The organism is Thermomonas sp. LB-4, assembly GCF_036409385.1.
Classification (GTDB): Bacteria; Pseudomonadota; Gammaproteobacteria; order Xanthomonadales; family Xanthomonadaceae; genus Thermomonas.
In genome coordinates, this window is record NZ_JAXOFT010000024.1 from 14,826 (window position 1) to 31,280 (window position 16,455).

General features: G+C 63.1%; 15 protein-coding genes. 10 read left to right on the forward strand and 5 right to left on the reverse strand.

The window, feature by feature from the left end; all coding sequences use genetic code 11:
• The first annotated feature begins 6 nt into the window (after positions 1-6).
• The 5 genes from SPK54_RS11785 to SPK54_RS11805 are packed head-to-tail and all read left to right on the forward strand — an operon-like array spanning position 7 to position 6,833.
• On the forward strand, positions 7-1,284 hold the full coding sequence (locus SPK54_RS11785) for a TolC family protein (protein ID WP_330948088.1): 1,278 nt from the start codon (positions 7-9) through the stop codon (positions 1,282-1,284).
• The gene (locus SPK54_RS11790) at positions 1,281-2,279 is read left to right on the forward strand and encodes an efflux RND transporter periplasmic adaptor subunit (protein WP_330948089.1); all 999 of its coding nucleotides are present in this window, start codon (positions 1,281-1,283) and stop codon (positions 2,277-2,279) included. The genes SPK54_RS11785 and SPK54_RS11790 overlap by 4 nt, the downstream gene beginning before the upstream one ends.
• 12 nt (positions 2,280-2,291) lie before the next feature.
• Positions 2,292-5,486 carry a CusA/CzcA family heavy metal efflux RND transporter gene (locus tag SPK54_RS11795; RefSeq protein WP_330948090.1) on the forward strand — a complete coding sequence of 1,065 codons (3,195 nt, stop codon included), beginning with the start codon at positions 2,292-2,294 and terminating at the stop codon, positions 5,484-5,486.
• Between the two features lies 1 nt (position 5,487).
• Entirely contained in the window at positions 5,488-6,381 is an 894-nt protein-coding gene (locus SPK54_RS11800; protein WP_330948091.1) for a cation diffusion facilitator family transporter, read from the forward strand.
• On the forward strand, positions 6,378-6,833 hold the full coding sequence (locus SPK54_RS11805; protein WP_330948092.1) for an isoprenylcysteine carboxylmethyltransferase family protein: 456 nt from the start codon (positions 6,378-6,380) through the stop codon (positions 6,831-6,833). Before SPK54_RS11800 ends, SPK54_RS11805 begins: the two co-directional genes overlap by 4 nt.
• 10 nt (positions 6,834-6,843) lie before the next feature.
• On the opposite strand, the gene SPK54_RS11810 is transcribed toward SPK54_RS11805, so the two are convergent.
• Positions 6,844-7,665 (reverse strand): Abi family protein, encoded by an 822-nt coding sequence (locus SPK54_RS11810; protein ID WP_330948093.1) that lies wholly within the window; start codon positions 7,663-7,665, stop codon positions 6,844-6,846.
• 315 nt (positions 7,666-7,980) lie between these two features.
• Here SPK54_RS11810 and SPK54_RS11815 point away from each other — a divergent pair, with 315 nt between their 5' ends.
• Positions 7,981-8,655 carry a hypothetical protein gene (locus tag SPK54_RS11815; RefSeq protein WP_330948094.1) on the forward strand — a complete coding sequence of 225 codons (675 nt, stop codon included), beginning with the start codon at positions 7,981-7,983 and terminating at the stop codon, positions 8,653-8,655.
• A gap of 354 nt (positions 8,656-9,009) precedes the next feature.
• On the opposite strand, the gene SPK54_RS11820 is transcribed toward SPK54_RS11815, so the two are convergent.
• The 4 genes from SPK54_RS11820 to nadE all read right to left on the reverse strand — a co-directional run bounded on the left by SPK54_RS11820 (position 9,010) and on the right by nadE (position 12,345).
• A complete protein-coding gene (locus SPK54_RS11820) occupies positions 9,010-10,278 on the reverse strand; it encodes an MFS transporter (protein ID WP_099648622.1) in 1,269 nt (422 codons plus the stop codon).
• 8 nt (positions 10,279-10,286) lie between these two features.
• Entirely contained in the window at positions 10,287-10,778 is a 492-nt protein-coding gene (locus SPK54_RS11825; RefSeq protein WP_099648621.1) for a DM13 domain-containing protein, read from the reverse strand.
• Positions 10,779-10,781: 3 nt separating this feature from the next.
• Entirely contained in the window at positions 10,782-11,255 is a 474-nt protein-coding gene (locus SPK54_RS11830; protein ID WP_099648620.1) for a thiol-disulfide isomerase, read from the reverse strand.
• A 250-nt stretch (positions 11,256-11,505) separates the two neighbouring features.
• Positions 11,506-12,345, reverse strand: coding sequence for an ammonia-dependent NAD(+) synthetase (nadE, locus tag SPK54_RS11835; RefSeq protein ID WP_099648619.1), 840 nt, complete (start codon positions 12,343-12,345; stop codon positions 11,506-11,508).
• 347 nt (positions 12,346-12,692) lie between these two features.
• On the opposite strand from nadE, the gene SPK54_RS11840 reads away from it, so the two are divergent.
• The 4 genes from SPK54_RS11840 to SPK54_RS11855 all read left to right on the forward strand — a co-directional run bounded on the left by SPK54_RS11840 (position 12,693) and on the right by SPK54_RS11855 (position 16,406).
• Positions 12,693-13,298, forward strand: coding sequence for a sulfite oxidase-like oxidoreductase (locus SPK54_RS11840; RefSeq protein ID WP_099648618.1), 606 nt, complete (start codon positions 12,693-12,695; stop codon positions 13,296-13,298).
• Positions 13,291-14,037 carry a ferredoxin reductase gene (locus SPK54_RS11845; RefSeq protein WP_099648617.1) on the forward strand — a complete coding sequence of 249 codons (747 nt, stop codon included), beginning with the start codon at positions 13,291-13,293 and terminating at the stop codon, positions 14,035-14,037. The genes SPK54_RS11840 and SPK54_RS11845 overlap by 8 nt, the downstream gene beginning before the upstream one ends.
• A gap of 57 nt (positions 14,038-14,094) precedes the next feature.
• The gene (locus tag SPK54_RS11850; RefSeq protein ID WP_099648616.1) at positions 14,095-15,360 is read left to right on the forward strand and encodes an acetyl-CoA C-acyltransferase; all 1,266 of its coding nucleotides are present in this window, start codon (positions 14,095-14,097) and stop codon (positions 15,358-15,360) included.
• A 224-nt stretch (positions 15,361-15,584) separates the two neighbouring features.
• Positions 15,585-16,406 carry an NADP-dependent oxidoreductase gene (locus SPK54_RS11855; protein WP_330948096.1) on the forward strand — a complete coding sequence of 274 codons (822 nt, stop codon included), beginning with the start codon at positions 15,585-15,587 and terminating at the stop codon, positions 16,404-16,406.
• The last annotated feature ends 49 nt before the right edge of the window (positions 16,407-16,455 follow it).

The window sequence follows — 16,455 nt, forward strand, 5'->3', positions numbered from 1 at the left end:
TGACCCATGCGTGTGCATATCGCGGCCCTGGCCGCGTGTGTCGCTGCGTGCCTTGCGGGCTTTCCCGCGGCCGCGGCCGACCGTTTGACCCTGGACGACGCCTTCGCGCGTGTCCAGCAAGCCCATCCTGACCTGCGCCTGGCTGCCGGCCAGCGCGATGTCCTGACTGCCGAACTCGATCGAGCGAGTTTCAAGCCGCCGCTGGTGGTCGGTGCCTCAGCCGAGAACATCCTCGGCACCGGCGAAGCCAGCGGCCTCTCCGGCGCGGAGCTCACCCTGACCCTCGCCTCGGTGCTCGAGCGCGGCGGCAAGCTCGATGCCCGCCGTGCCCTCGTGCAGTCGCGGCTGGACTCGCTCGCCGTCCAGCGCGAGTCCAAGCGCTTGGACCTGCTCGCGGAGGTTGCCCGCCGATACCTCGCCGTCGTCTCAGCCCAGAAGCAGCGCGAGATTGCAGACCTGGACATCGGTCAGCGGCGTCGAACCGTCGCCGGTGCAAAGCATCGCCTGCAGGCCGGGGCCTCGCCCGAATCGGTCGTGCTGACCGCCGAGGCGGCGCTTGCCCGCGCCGAGCTCGAGCGTGCCCGCGCTGTCCAGCGCGAGGCCGGGGCTCGTCAGCATCTGGCCGCCCTCTGGGGTGAGCGAGCGCCGGACTTCCAGGTGGTCGCCACCAGCCCCTTGGCGCTGCCGAAGATTGCCTCGTTCGAGGAGCTGGGCTCCTGGCTTGCGCGAACGCCGGAGATCGCCCAGTTCGTCGGCGAGCAGCGTATCCGCGAAGCGCGTCTGCAGCTGGCGCGAACGCAGTCCACGCCGGACATCGACTGGCAGGTGGGCGTGCGTCGCCTGCAGGCCACCGATGACTTCGGCTTCGTGGCCAGCGCCTCGATGCCGCTGGGCACCCGCCAGCGGGCGCAGCCTGAAATCCGCGTGGCCGAGGCTGAACTCGCACTGCTGGAAATCGAGCGCGAGTCGAGGAACCTGTCGCTCTACTCCACGCTGGCCGATGCGCACGGGCGGTATCTCTCGGCGCAGCTGGAAGTGCGCCGCTTGGGAAGCGAGGTAATCCCCAAGCTCGGTCGCGCCGAGAGTGCGGCCGAGCGTGCATACCGCGCCGGTGCGATCAGTTATCTGGAATGGGCGCAGTTGCAGTCCGAACGGACAGCCGCCCGCAAGCAGCAATTGGAAGCCGCGCTTGAAGCCCAGCGCGCCCTCATCGAGATCCAGCGCCTCACCGGCCAGCCCTTCGTGGCAGGCCCGGGTGAGGCCGCTACGGGAGACACCCCATGACCCGCACGACCATCGTGGCGGCTGCGCTCGTGCTCGTCACTGCCCTCGCCGGGTGCGGTGACAAGAAGGCAGCCCCAAACACCGAACACGCGGACGCCGAGCAGCACAGCGAAGGCGAGGCACAGGCAGACGGCGATGAGCATGCCGAGGGCGAAGCCGACGGCCATGCCGAAGAGGCGCCGTCCACGAAGATCCCGACGCAGCGTGCAGCATCGGTGGGCATCCGCACCGAGCATGCCGGTCAGGGTGTCATCGCGGACCAGCACGAGGTGCAGGGCCTGCTGACACCCGTCGAAGGCAGCATCGCCAAGGTGCAGGCACGCTTCCCGGGTCCCATCCGCTCGCTGCGCGCCAATGTCGGTGACACGGTGCGTGCCGGACAGCCGCTGGCCACGATCGAAAGCAATCTGAGCCTGACGACGTACACCGTGCCGGCGCCGATTTCCGGTGTGGTCCTCGCCCGCGACGCGTCCGTGGGCGCCGTGGCGAACGAAGGCATGGCGCTGTACGAGATCGCCAACCTGGGTGATCTATGGGTCGACCTGCACATCTTCGGCCGCGACGCTCAGCACATCCGACCGGGCAATGGGGTCGTCATCACGCGGATGAGCGACGGCGAGTCGGCCGAGACGCGCATCGAGCGGATCCTGCCCAGCACGGCCACCGCGAGCCAGAGCACGGTGGCGCGGGCGCGCATCAAGAACAGCGATGGCATGTGGCGCCCAGGCTCGGCGGTCAGGGCCCGCATCACGGTCGACGAGCAGCCCACCGCGATCGCCATCCCGCTCACCGCCCTGCAGACCGACGGCGAGCAAGACGTCGTGTACGTGCTCAAGGGCGAGACCTACACGCAGCGACCGGTGCGCCTGGGTAAACGCGACGCCACCCGTGTGGAGGTGCTCGCGGGCCTCAAGCCCGGCGAGTCGGTCGTGACCCAGCAGAGTTTTCTCATCAAGGCGGACATCGAGAAGTCCACCGCCGAGCACGACCACTGAGGCGGCCTGACCATGCTCGAGAAAATCATCCGATTCGCGATCGCGCATCGGTGGCTGATGCTTCTCCTCACCCTTGCCCTCGTGGGCATCGGGATCTGGAGTTTCACCCGGCTGCCGATCGACGCGACCCCCGACATCACCAACGTCCAGGTCCAGATCAACACCGAAGCGCCGGGCTACTCGCCGCTCGAAGCCGAGCAGCGGGTGACGTTCCCGATCGAGACCGCTCTCGCGGGCCTGCCCAACCTCGACTACACCCGCTCGCTGTCGCGCTACGGCCTCTCCCAGGTGACCGTCATCTTCAAGGACGGCACCGACATCTACTTCGCACGTCAGCAGGTGTCCGAGCGGCTGCAGGAAGCCCGGTCGCAGCTCCCCGCCGGCCTCGAGCCCTCGATGGGGCCGATCGCCACCGGCATGGGTGAGATCTTCATGTACACGGTCAAGGCCACGCCGAACGCACGGAAAGCCGACGGAACGCGCTACACGCCGACCGACCTTCGCACCCTGCAGGACTGGGTGATCCGGCCGCAGCTACGCAACGTGCCCGGGGTTACCGAGGTCAACACGATCGGTGGGTTCGAGCGGCAGATCCACATCACGCCCGATCCCGCGACGCTGGTGTCCTTGAACTTCACGCTTGAGGACATCGTTACGGCACTGTCGGCCAACAACCAGAACGTTGGCGCGGGCTATATCGAGCGCAACGGCCAGCAGCTGTTGGTACGCGTGCCCGGCCAGGTCGATGATCTCGACGCTATTCGCAACATCGTCCTTGATCGGCGCGAAGGCGTGCCGATCCGGGTACGCGATGTCGCGACCGTCGGCGAAGGGCGAGAACTTCGCACCGGCGCAGCGACCGAGAACGGCGAAGAGGTCGTCATCGGCACGGTGGTCATGCTCGTGGGCGCCAACAGCCGTGATGTCTCGCAGGCCGCAGGCGCCAAGCTTGAGGCGGCCAACGCCAGCCTGCCCAAGGGTGTTCGCGCCGAGCCGGTTTACGACCGGACATCCCTGGTCGACCGCACCATCAAGACGGTGGCCAAGAACCTCATTGAGGGCGCGCTGCTGGTCGTTGTCGTGCTGTTCCTGCTGCTCGGCAACTTCCGTGCAGCGCTGATCACGGCGGCGGTCATCCCCCTCGCAATGCTGTTCACGCTTACGGGCATGGTGCGCGGCGGCGTGTCCGGCAACCTGATGAGCCTGGGCGCGCTCGACTTCGGCCTGATCGTCGACGGCGCGGTGATCATCATCGAGAACTGCCTCAAGCGCTTTGGCGATATTCAGCAGCGCCTGGGCCGGGTGATGACTGACGAGGAGCGCTTCGACGCCACGGCCTCGGCAACCGCGGAGGTCATTCGACCGAGCCTGTTCGGCGTCGGCATCATCACCGCGGTCTATTTCCCGATCTTTGCGCTGTCCGGCATCGAGGGAAAGATGTTCCATCCGATGGCGATCACGGTGGTGCTCGCGCTCACCGGCGCGATCCTGCTCTCTCTGACGTTCGTGCCCGCGGCCGTCGCACTGTTCCTCGGGGGGCGCGTGGCCGAGCACGAGAACAAGGTCATGGCCTGGTTCTCGCGACGCTACGCCCCGATGCTCAGTTGGACGCTTCGTCATCGCTGGCCAGTGCTGGGCAGTGCGGCGGCGCTCGTCGTGCTGACCGGCTTGCTAACGACGCGGCTGGGTTCGGAGTTCATCCCCAACCTCGACGAAGGCGACATCACGGTGCAGGCGCTGCGCATTCCGGGCACCAGCCTGACGCAGTCCGTCCAGATGCAGGAGACCCTGGAGGAGACGCTGGCCACGCTGCCGGAGGTCAAGCGTGTATTCGGCAAGATCGGCACCGCCGAGGTGGCCAGCGATCCGATGCCGCCGTCCATTGCCGACACCTTCGTGATGCTTAAGGACCGGAAGGACTGGCCGGATCCGGGCAAGCCCAAGGAAGTGCTGGTGGGGGAGATCCAGGAGCTGCTTGAGACGGTACCGGGCAACAACTACGAGGTGACCCAGCCGATCCAGATGCGGACGAACGAGCTGATCTCGGGCGTGCGTGCCGACGTTGCCGTGAAGATCTACGGGGACGACCTCGATCAGCTCGTGCGCGTCGCGGCCCAGGTGCAGAAGGTGATGAGCCAGGTCGAAGGCGCTGCTGACGTAAAGACCGAGCAGGTCACGGGCCTGCCGTTGCTCACCGTCGAGCCCGACCGCCAGGCGTTGGCCAATTACGGCCTCAATCCGTCCGATGTGCAGGAGACCGTGGCGACGGCAGTGGGCGGCGAGGAGGCCGGACAGTTGTTTCAAGGCGATCGGCGCTTCGACCTTGTTGTGCGGCTGCCCGAATCGGTCCGACAGGATCCGGCCGCATTGGCGGACCTGCCGATTGCATTGGGCGCCGGCAGCGACCAGGCCGACGAATCCGGTCGCGAAGCCGCTTGGCGAGGTGGCGAAGCCCGCACGGTGCCCTTGCGCGAAGTCGCACGCATCGAATCGCAGCTCGGTCCCAATCAGGTCAACCGTGAGAACGGCAAGCGCCGGATCGTGGTGACGGCCAACGTGCGCGGCCGGGATCTGGGCAGCTTCGTCGCGGACCTTCAGTCGGCCATGGACGAGAAGGTCAAGCTGCCCGAAGGCTACTGGCTCGACTACGGCGGTACGTTCGAGCAGCTCGTGTCCGCGTCCCGGAGACTGGGCATCGTCGTGCCGGTGACCCTGGTGGTGATCTTCGGCCTGCTGTTCATGGCGTTCGGCTCGTTCAAGGACGCCGCGATCGTGTTCAGCGGCGTTCCGTTGGCCCTGACCGGCGGCGTGATCGCGCTCGCGCTGCGCGGCATTCCGCTGTCGATCTCCGCGGGCGTCGGTTTCATCGCCCTGTCCGGCGTCGCCGTGCTCAACGGGCTGGTCATGATCGCTTTCATCAAGAGCCTGCGCGAACAGGGCAGCCCGCTGGACAGGGCTGTCGTCGACGGTGCGCTGGGCCGACTGCGGCCGGTCCTGATGACGGCGCTGGTGGCGTCGCTGGGCTTCGTTCCCATGGCGCTGAACGTCGGCGCAGGCTCCGAAGTGCAGCGTCCGCTCGCCACAGTGGTCATCGGCGGAATTGTCTCCTCGACGCTGCTGACGCTGCTCGTACTACCGGTTCTCTACCGCTGGATGCATCGCAAGGACGATGCCTCGGCGCAATCCAACCAAGCTGCGGAGGCCTGACATGGGCGCGGGACACGATCACGGCACCGGCGAGATCAAGCACGAGAAGCCCCTCTGGATCGCCTTCGGACTTACTGCGGTGTTCCTGGTCGCCGAGGTCATCGGCGGCCTGGTCACCAACAGCCTGGCACTGCTATCGGACGCAGCGCACATGGCCACCGACGTCTTCGCATTGGCGATCTCGTTGTTCGCAGTGCGGCTGAGCCGGCGTCCTCCCGACGCGAAACGAACGTATGGCTACGCGCGCATGGAAGCCATCGGCGCGATGATCAACGGCGTACTGCTGTTCGTCGTCGCGTTCTACATCCTGTGGGAGGCCATAGGTCGGTTCCGCGAACCGCCTGAGGTGGCGTCGACCGGCATGCTGGTCATCGCCGCGCTCGGGCTGCTGGTCAATCTGGTCTCGATGCGCCTGCTCAAGGCAGGCAGTGGCCAGAGCCTCAACGTCAAGGGTGCATACCTCGAGGTCTGGGCCGACATGCTTGGCTCGGTCGGCGTGATCCTTGGTGCCGTCATCATCAAGATCACCGGGTGGACAGTGGTCGACCCCATCATTGCGGTGCTGATCGGGTTATGGGTCCTGCCACGCACCTGGACGCTGCTTCGCGAGGCCGGTCAGGTCCTGATGCAGGGCGTGCCGCAGGGAGTCGATATGGCCGCCCTGCGCACTGCGTTGGAAGAAGTGCCCGGCGTTGCAGAGATACACGACCTGCATGTCTGGGCGCTCGGATCGAAGGAGCCTGTGCTCACGGCGCACCTGGTGCTCGGCGGCGCCGTTCAACCGGATGTTGTGCGCGAGGCAGCTGCCGACCTGCTTGCCACACGCTTCCACATCGGGCACGCGACGCTGCAGGTCGAGGCGCAGGCCTGTGATAGCCACGGAGGGCATGCGTGACGAACGCACCTAAGGTTCCACCGCTGGTGGTGTTGGCTGCCGGGCTGGCGCTCGCGTGGCTTATAGATCGTTTCGTGGACGAGGGCGCCGTTACGCCTGTTTGGTTCGGCTGGGGCGCTGGCGTGGTCGGCATCGGCACAGCGGTCGCCCTCGCGGGGGTGATCGAGTTCCGGCGGGCGCGCACGACCGTTGATCCAATGCGCCCGGAACGCGCTTCTGCACTGGTGTCCAGCGGGATCTACCGGGTTACGCGCAATCCCATGTACCTGGGCTTTGCGCTCATCCTCGTTGGCTGGATCGTGGCGCTGCGCTGCCTGCCGGCTCTCCCGATCGCTGCCGTATTCGTGCTGTATCTGGACCGTGTCCAGATCCCGCCTGAAGAGGCCGCCCTGCAGGCATGCTTTGGGTCGGCGTTCGACGAATACGCCTCCCGCGTCAGGCGGTGGCTCTAGTCCCGTCAGCTCACCGCCAGAGCGGCTGCTGCTTCCAGTCGGGAGGAAAGCCCATCGACGCTTGCGGCACGCTGGGATGGCTGTCCAGCAAGGCAAACAGGCGCTCTTTCCAGTGGCACTGCGGCGAGACCACCAGGAGCATGTGTCGCAGGATGGCCAGGATGCAGTAGACGCGCCCATTGTTAGGTACACCAGCCGCCCAGGCCAATGCGGGCGCTCGCGTGCGCGTGGGCAACGTAGGGCGGATACCGAGCTCGCGGTTCCAGAGGCGCTTGTGGTGCGCGCAGACGTTGCGCACATAACTCAGGGCATGGATCCAGCCCGCGAACATCCAGTCCGGTACTCCGTACGGAACGGCGATAGGCTTTTTCAACGCCGGCGCCAGATGCTTGTACATCCGGGAAACCATCCCAAAGGAGAGCAGCTCAGTCGCCATCCACACCGGCAGGTGCGGCTCGCTCGTGTACTTCGCCCTGAAGTGAGTTACGAAGGTCTCTCCAGCCCGCGACGCCTCGGTATGGATGTCTTGCATCAACCGGGGGTGGTCAAAGTGGGACTCGAAGTTGGCCGGGTCGACATGCCCGAAGGGCCCATGCGCGTGGGAGATCTGGTAGGTGACCGCGGTGCGTACAGCCACCTCGACACGTTCGATGGCATCCAGCACCAGCAGGCGTAGCTTCCGATCGAAGATGTAGAGCCCGGCGACGTCGTTGAACTCCGTCCCAGGTGAAAACTGGTCGCCTTGCTTAAACGGCAGGAAGTACGCGCTTAGCCGGTAGTAGCTCACCTGCTCCAGCCAGCGAAGGGCCCGCGCCGGGTCGTTGACCGCCAAGCCCCTGCTCTGGACAAGGGCCAACTGGTCTGAAAAGGTCAGGGGATGCTTTGGGTAATGCATATTTCAGGCAATAAAAACCCGCCAATTATGCGCATCACCTACCGAGGTAGGGCTAAGCGTGGCGGGCATGTTAGGGCGGATTTTACTGGCAACGTCCACTTACCGCAAGCGACCGGCTGCCCGTCCAGATGACCCATGTATTCGCCGGATGAACTGCCAGCGGCAGGTACAGCTGACTGCAGATGAGCTGCGCAGCACCTCCCACCGATAGGAGATAGTGCCAGCGATCTGACCACCAGCTGGGCATGAACCGTGATCACCTATTACGACAACAGGCCGTATCCGATGCCGCGTCTGCACCCGTACGTCGCAGCAAACCCGCAACAGCATGGATATGTTGACTTCAAGACCTGCCCCGAAAGCATCGAGGCCACGCTAGAAGATTTCTCGCCATACGCACACAGGCGGGCGATCCAGACGTTCTACGGCCTGATCAGGGAACTCAACGGACCCAACTCGCATCTGGAGACCAGCGACTGCGCGTTGCGGCCGCCCTCCAGGCATCAGGACGCAAATAGTGCCCTCCCGGTCGCCATCGAAGGCCGGCTGGTCCTGCTCTACCGGCACCTGCCCTACAACGGTATGGATCAAACGGCGCACTGGCTGTGCGGCAAATTGATGTCGATCCTGAATGCGGTTGACCCTGCCTTTCCCGCATCAGAGGCGGTCGTCGGCTTCACACTCAACCCGGTCATACAGGTCGCCCTGTCCAAGGGCGAGTGGGTATCCGACAGCGACTTCAGCTGCGCAGAAGACGACCCTGGGCATGGACAACACCTCATGCTGAACTTCTGGGCGTACGGACGAGACGAGGACCATGCCTTCGAAAGCTTGGACCGGCTATTCCGGAACCTGCAGGTGGCATGCGGCCAGCTGAATCAGAACATTGAGACTGGCCTCGCGGAAGCTGCCGAGCAGAAGCCCTAGTCGGCCAATCAACAGCAAGGCGTTCAGGAGCAAATTGCCAGGCACCAAACGGTTAACCGGTCGAGGGCGTTTGTGCGGTCAACGCCATAGAGTCATGTCGCACGGCAATTGGTCGAGATCGGAACCTAGTTCAGGAGGCACTGGCACAAATGGTCAACACGATCGGTATACGCAGTCGTCGCGGTGTCAACCGACAAGTTCGTCTGCCATGGGCGCGAGCTTATGGGCATATCGACGATGGCGCCGATCTTCGAGGTAATCGACGGGGCTCAGGCCGGCGAGACCGTTCAATTCAACGGCCGAGAGCTGAAGGTCGAAGCTGTCTCATAGCAAACGGTCGCCGGGGCCGCAGCGCTAGTTCCGAACGCTCTGCGGCTCGTCCTTGGTTCGTATCATCGCATCGAGAGAGGCGGTGATCATCGGCGTGTTCGGACAACGTGTCGCCTTTACCTCGATTGCGGAGCGAGTTCGACCGCGTAGGCCCGCTAACACCGCTAGCATGGTCAGCAGGACAGCAGCATAGACGAACAGCCCACCGGGCCCGACACGATCCATCACCACTCCCCCGACAAGTGGTCCGGCCGCCGTTCCGATCCCGTTGAGCAGCAGAAGCCCTCGCGCGGTGCCGAGCAGCCGCCCTGGAGGAAGGTCGTCGTTCGCGGCGGCGAGACACAGCGAGTAGATCGGGATGCCAAAACCGCCGAAGAGCGCTCCCGCCGCAAGAAGGACGGGCAAAGGGGCGTCTGCCGCCACCGACACGCCGATGGCTGCCATGGCGGATGCCAGCGCCGCTCCTGCGATGACCAGGTTCCTGGACACCCGGTCGGAGAGCCAACCGAGTGGCCATTGCAACACAAGCGTTCCTGCGAGAACCGCGGCCATGAAGGCGGAGATGCCGGCGACGTCGAGACCGATCCTTTGCGCAAAGTTGGGCCCCATGCCCCAGAAGCCGCCTATGGCCAGCCCGGCCAAGAAGACGCCGATCGACGCCAAGGGCGAAACTGAAAAGAGATCCCTGAATGCAACCGACTCGTGCCGTACGTCGGCCGGCGAATGACTGGGAAGTAGAGTGATCGGAACCACTGCGGCAGATATCAGCAGCGAGACGATGAGGAAAAGTGTAACATCGGCGGGTGGAGCGATGTTGAGGAGCGCCTGTCCGGTCGCCCAAGAACCCATTGAGACAACGCCGAAAATCGACAAAAGCTGACCGCGTGTGGATTGAACCGCGTGGGCATTGAGCCAGCTTTCCGTTGCGAGGATCATACCCGCATATGCGAAGCCGGTCACGAGCCGAAGCGGCATCCAAGTTACCGGATCTACGAACGCTACATGGAGAAGGGCGGTCATCGATGCGATCGCCGCAAAGCCGGCGAAGGTCCGCACGTGCCCCACCGACACAATGATGCGAGGCAAGACCAGCGCGCCAATCGTGAAGCCTGCGAAGTAGAACGACATCATCGCGCTGATCGCGGCGGCCGAGAAGCCCTCCTGACCAGCTCTGACGATCAAAAGCGTGCCCAGTAGCCCGTTGCCGAGCAGCAAGATGGCGACGCTCAACAGCAAGGCGGCTACTGGCGCGAGGACGAGACCACGCGTGTAAGCAGCCTTCATGTTGTCCATTGCCCGGCTCATTTCAGAGCCTGTCGCGGAACTCGATACTCGGCAGCGCTGATGAATTGATCAAACGCCTCGCACCAGATGACAACTGCGCTGTAATCGTCAACATCGACGCCTCTTGGCACCGCCACGATGAACCCAGCGAAGGTCTTCACATCTCCCAGCAGAACTGAAGAGCCTTTGGCCTCAAGGAAGTCCTGTTTGGTTTCTACAAACCGAGGCGCGAGGTAGACTTTGTAATCCGGACCAGGAGACAGACGCCCAAGGTGCACGATCCGATCGGGCGCAACACGAACCTCTCCGTCACCCCAGTGCAGTAGATCACTGCCCTTAAGATCGCGTGCAAACCGCCCCACGTAGACCGCTTTCGAAGCAGAAATCTGGAGCGCGGCTTCAGTGGGCGCAGGCGGCGCAGTCAGTATCGGCAGCAGATAGATCCCACCGGCGAAGCCTATGGACATGACGAGGATGTGAGTCCCGGTGAGGATCAGCCAACGCGGCATAGGTCACGCCCGCTCCAGTTCCGCCACAAGACGATCTGCATCTAGATGGAAGTCAGAGAAGACAATGTGGCCATCGGCATCGATCACCACAAACCAAGGCGTTCCCCGGGTATGATAATCCCCCATGAGCGTTGGGAACGGTGCACCTGGTGGCGGCTCGTCGTGACCAAAGGCGACAGGTAAGCCGTACTGGAGCTGATTGACGCGCAGTTTTTCGAATGTGTTCTCTTGCGCGCCTTCGAAAACCGTTTGGACGACCGCAAACCCGACGCCTCTGGATTCCAACGCCCTATGCAATCTTTGAAGCGTGGGAAAGCCATGCAAATGGCAACCACGGCACCAGTGCTGGAACGCGAACAGAATCTTCGGTCCGCTACCGATGTCCGAGAGCTTGAGGGGTACGTCAAGGCGGTGTCCGTCTCCGCCGATCCAATGTTGCACACGAAGCTCGGGCGCTTGTGCTCCGGTAGCGCTCATCCGCTTTCTCCAACCTCAATGCAGAAGCCCGATGTCTGGCCGAGCATTGCGGCGGCAGGCGAACTGCTGTCCTGATCTGCGCTCTATGGCTTGAGGTCTCTTGATCGATTCGATCGAGTTTTCTTCCGATCTATGCCTCAGGAAACCAAGATTTCCGCAGCAGCGACTATGAATTGTTACGATCCACAATACCAATAGCTGCTCAGTATAGTTTCCATACCTCGGACCCCGTTGGTGGGGCGGTTCTCCCTCAGCGCTCTTGACGGCCACTTCTCGAGCTGTGCGCCACAGGGAGCGTGCGCTTGTGCGCCGTCGCGCGGTATGCGCTGGCGATCGTCCCCGCAACTGACTGAGTCACGGCTTTACCTTCGAGGAAATCGTCGATTTGGTCGTAGGTTACGCCATAGACATCCTCGTCCGGTCGCAACGGCGCGCCATCATCCAAGTCTGCGGTAGGAACCTTGCCGATCAGCTTTGCCGGTGCGCCTAAGTACGATGCTATCGCGCGCACGCGCCGCTTGTTCAAGCCCGCTAGCGGCAAGAGGTCGGCTGCTCCATCGCCGAACTTAGTGAAGAATCCCATCACCGCCTCCGCAGCATGGTCCGTCCCGATGACCAAGCCCCGCAAGCTGCCTGCAAGTGCGAATTGCGCCACCATGCGCTGACGCGCCTTGATGTTCCCGAGCACGAGATCGCGTTCGCTTGGATCTGCGGGGGCGAGACCAGCATTCAACACCTCTTGCCAGATATTGTCCGTCGCCGGTTTCACATTGATCGTGACTGTTCGGTCGGGCTTGATCGCTTGCAGGGCAAGTTGCGCGTCGGCTTCGTCGGCCTGCGTGCCGTATGGCAATCGAACTGCCACGAATTCACTGTCGTAACTGCGCTCGCGCAGTGTCCTCACAGCCGACTGCGCAAGCAGACCTGCAGTGAGAGAGTCGATACCCCCGCTGATGCCCAGGATGAATGCGCGAAGACCCGATCTCTCCATGTAGTCGCTAAGAAACCTGGTTCGGCCTACCGTCTCACGTGGCGCTTCGAATGAAACGGAGACGTTGAGCGCACCGATGATCTCGGTCTGGATGGTCATCTTGATCTCTCATTGTCGCGCAACGCGCATCCACGCTCGCAGCGAAGCGTGGGCGCGAGGGAGCATACCCTTGCAGTTTGCCGAGGGGAATGCAGTTGCGACCGTTGCAAAAAGCTATCGAAACTATAGCGAACAGGCATTGGTCAAACTTGGCGATATGCCGCTATAGTATCCATGCAATCGTCGCAGCTCATAGCGGGCGAAACTATTGTTATATCGCAAAACACGCCGGTGATCCAAGATTCAGCCTATCGGAAAGCTCGACCTTTGCTTACGCGAAGTTGTTGTACCTAATAGTCTGTGATGAACCCGGCTCCGGTCTGTCGTGACAAGCAAGGGGGTTCGACATGGTCACCAGAGGTTTTACCGGCCGCGGTTCAGGCGGCGACCACTCGAACCGAATCCCGCCCGGTCAGCACCTCGTTGAAAATTTTCCGGTTCTGACAGCGGGACCGACGCCGCGCATTGAGACATCCGACTGGAAGTTCACGGTCAAGATCGGCCCGAGACCCATTAAGGTCTGGAATTGGGGCGAGTTCAACGCGCTGCCTAAGACGAAGGTGACCAAAGACATTCACTGTGTGACGTCCTGGTCCAAGCTCGATACTGCATGGGAGGGCGTGCTCATCGAGGACATCCTTGCGGCAGCAGGGATTGAGCGGCCAACCGACTTCGTCTTGGCGCATTGCTACGACGGGTATTCGACGAATGTTCCCTTGGCCGACATGTTGTCGGCGAAGGCGATGATCGCTCTGAACTACGAGGGCCAGCCACTTCCACGCGATCATGGAGGACCGGCGCGCCTACTCGTTCCCCACCTATACTTCTGGAAGTCCGCAAAATGGGTGAACGCGCTGCAATTCACAACGCGTGATGAAGCCGGCTTCTGGGAGCTGCGTGGATACCACATCTACGGCGATCCTTGGCGCGAGCAGAGATACACCCATGACTGAGATCGGCGCGCAACCCGCGTTTTGGCAGTCCTGCTTCATCGACGAAATCGTCCAACAGACTCCGAGTATCAAGAGCTTCTTCCTGCGGCTGGGGAACCCGTTCGCTCATCTCGCGGGCCAGCACGTCGATGTCCGTCTGACCGCGCCCGACGGCTACACCGCGATGCGCAGCTATTCGATCGCCTCGTCGCCCGCTTCATCTCCGATCCTCGAACTCGCCATCGAGCGCCTTCACGATGGCGAGGTCTCACCGTTCTTCCATGATATTGCAGCAACCGGCGACGAGATCGAACTCCGTGGGCCGCTCGGTGGCCATTTCCTATGGCCGGAGCCTGCCGACGAGCCAATCCTACTGATTGGGGCGGGCTCCGGCGTGGTGCCGCTGATGGCGATGATCCGCCAGCGCCGATCCCTAGCGCAGACGGTCCCAGTTGCATTGCTCCTGTCGGCGCGGACCGCCCAAGACGTGCTGTTCTCCAGGGAACTGCACTCAATTGAAACGGACGATCCAGCATTCAGCTTGGCGCTGGCGATCACCCGCGAGGCGCCCTTGCGCGCGTCGGACTTTGATCGGCGCATCGACGGCTTGATGGTCAAGGAGACAATCTCCCGTCTCGGCCGAAACCCTTCGCAGGTGTTCGTCTGCGGCTCCAACGGCTTCGTCAACATCGCAACGGACGGTGCGCTCTCGGCAGGCCTCGACCCCTCAATCATCAAGACTGAGCGCTATGGTGGTTAAACGCGGCGAACCGCCCACGCTCATCCTTCTTCAACTTCCGATTCCCAGGAGATCAGTATGAGTCGCTTTGCTGAACCTGTTTTCGTAGCGGCTGGGCTGCGGACACCCTTCGGTCGAGGTAGCGGGGCGTTGGCCAACTACGACGCGGTCTCGTTATCCGTGCCCGTGGTCCAGGCGATGGCGAATTTAGCCGAGCCCGATCTGGCTGTTTGGGGAACCGTCATACCCAACCTGGGATGGAGCAACATCGCTCGGGAAGTTTGGCTGGACGCCAAGCTCAACCCCAGCATCCCCGCGTTTTCCGTTGTCCTAGCGTGCTCGACCAGCATGACTGCAACCTTCGCTGCGGCAGGACTGCTTGGTGGCGGGACAGACCTGACAATGGTCGGCGGCGCAGAGGTCATGAGCAGGCCGTCGCTTGCCTTAACCGCTGAAGCATCCAAGCGACTGACCGATCTGTTCGGGCAGGATCCGGCCGCGGCACTTTCGGCGCTGCAATCGCTGACGCCGCGCGACTTCGTGCTCCCAACCAAGGGGTGGGCCAACCGTATCACCGGTCGGACGATGGGCGATCACATGGAAGAGACCGCCAAAGCTTGGCGTGTCTCGCGCGAAGCACAGGACGACTGGGCTCTGAAGAGCCACCAGCGAGCCGTCGCCGGCTGGGACAACGGCTTCTTCGATGACCTTGTCATCTCTCTGCCGGAGCTGGCGCGCGACGCGAACCCGCGAGCAGATACGTCTGCCGAACGCCTCGCCGCCCTAAAGCCAGCCTTCGATCGGGAGAGCGGACAGGGCAGCCTGACGGCCGGCAACAGTTCCCCCATCACCGATGGAGCGGCCGGCTGCTGGGTTGCCAACGACGCGGGGCTGAGGAGACTCCCCGCCGGTACGCCTTTCGCGCGGCTCGTCGACTACGAAGTGTCGGCAGTCGACCTCCATACGGAAGGGCTCCTGATGGCGCCTTCCTACGGGATACCGCGCTTGCTCGCGCGGCATCGCCTCGGCTTCTCCGACATCGCTCTGTGGGAGATCCACGAAGCGTTCGCCGCCCAGGTGTTGGCTAATGTCGCGGCCATCGCCGATCCGGATTGGGTACGCGAAAAGGCCGGCGTCGAGGCCGCCATGGGGGAGTTCGATTGGAATCGAGTCAACCCCAATGGCGGTTCGGTAGCCATCGGACATCCCTTCGGGGCGACCGGCGCACGCGATCTTAGCCAAGCGGTGCAGGAACTGTGGGCCCTGCCGGTGGGGTCGCGCGGGATCGTCAGCATCTGCGCTGACGGCGGCCAGGGCACCGTTGCTCTTCTTGAACGCGTTTGACGGGAGGATATTGATGAAGGCAGTCCGCTTCCACGAATTCGGTGCTCCCGGCGTACTCCGCTACGAGGATGCTCCAAAGCCCGCCGTCAGGCTAGGCGAGGTTCTCGTCCGAGTGCATGCGGCTGGCCTCAATCCTCCAGATTGGTATCTCAGAGAAGGGTACAAGGCGCTGCCCCCCCGAGTGGAGACCGCCGATCGAGTTGCCGGCCATACCCGGCTCGGACGTGTCCGGGATCGTTGAGGCTGTCGCCCCGGATGTCACAGCGTTTTCGCCGGGTGACGAAGTTTTTGGAATGATCCGATTCCCAAGTTTTGGCGAAAGCCTGGGATATGCAGAGTACGTTTCGGCACCGGCATCGGATCTGGCGCTAAAACCTCGCGGCCTCGACCATGTTCATGCCGCTGCAGCGCCGATGTCGGGACTGACCGCGTGGCAGTACCTGATAGAGCTGGGTCACAGCGAACCCAATCCCCTGCAGCCCGGGAGGCACGACCCGATCCCGTTGGAAGGCAAAAGCGTCATGATCAATGGCGCCGGCGGCGGTGTCGGTCACCTCGCACTGCAGTTAGCAAAACACAAGGGCGCGCGCGTGATAGCTGTCGCGTCAGGCCGACACGAGACATTTCTGCGCGATCTCGGCGCAGACGAATTCATCGACTACACGAAAATTAAGGCGGAAGACTCGGTGCGCGAGGTGGACCTCGTCGTCGATGCAGTAGGTGGCCCGACAGCCAGTCGCTTCTTGCGTTCGATACGTCGCGGCGGCGCGCTTTTTCCAATCTTTCCGCTTGGCTTCGCGGGACACGATGAAGCCGCTGACCTTGGCGTTACGGTCTCTGCAACACAGGTACGATCCAACGGAGCCCAACTCGCCGAGTTAGGCCGATTGCTGGACAGCGGGACCGTTCGCGTCGCGGTCGATAGCACGTACCCCCTCTCGGAAGCGGCTGCCGCCCACGAGCGCGCTGAGGCGGGTCATATTCAAGGCAAGATTGTCCTCATCGTCGATGGTGGCGATGCTGCAGTGACGCGTGAGGCTGCGTAAGCTTCCCCGTCAAGCAGACATTTCAAAAGTAGAACCTTCGGCGGCTTGA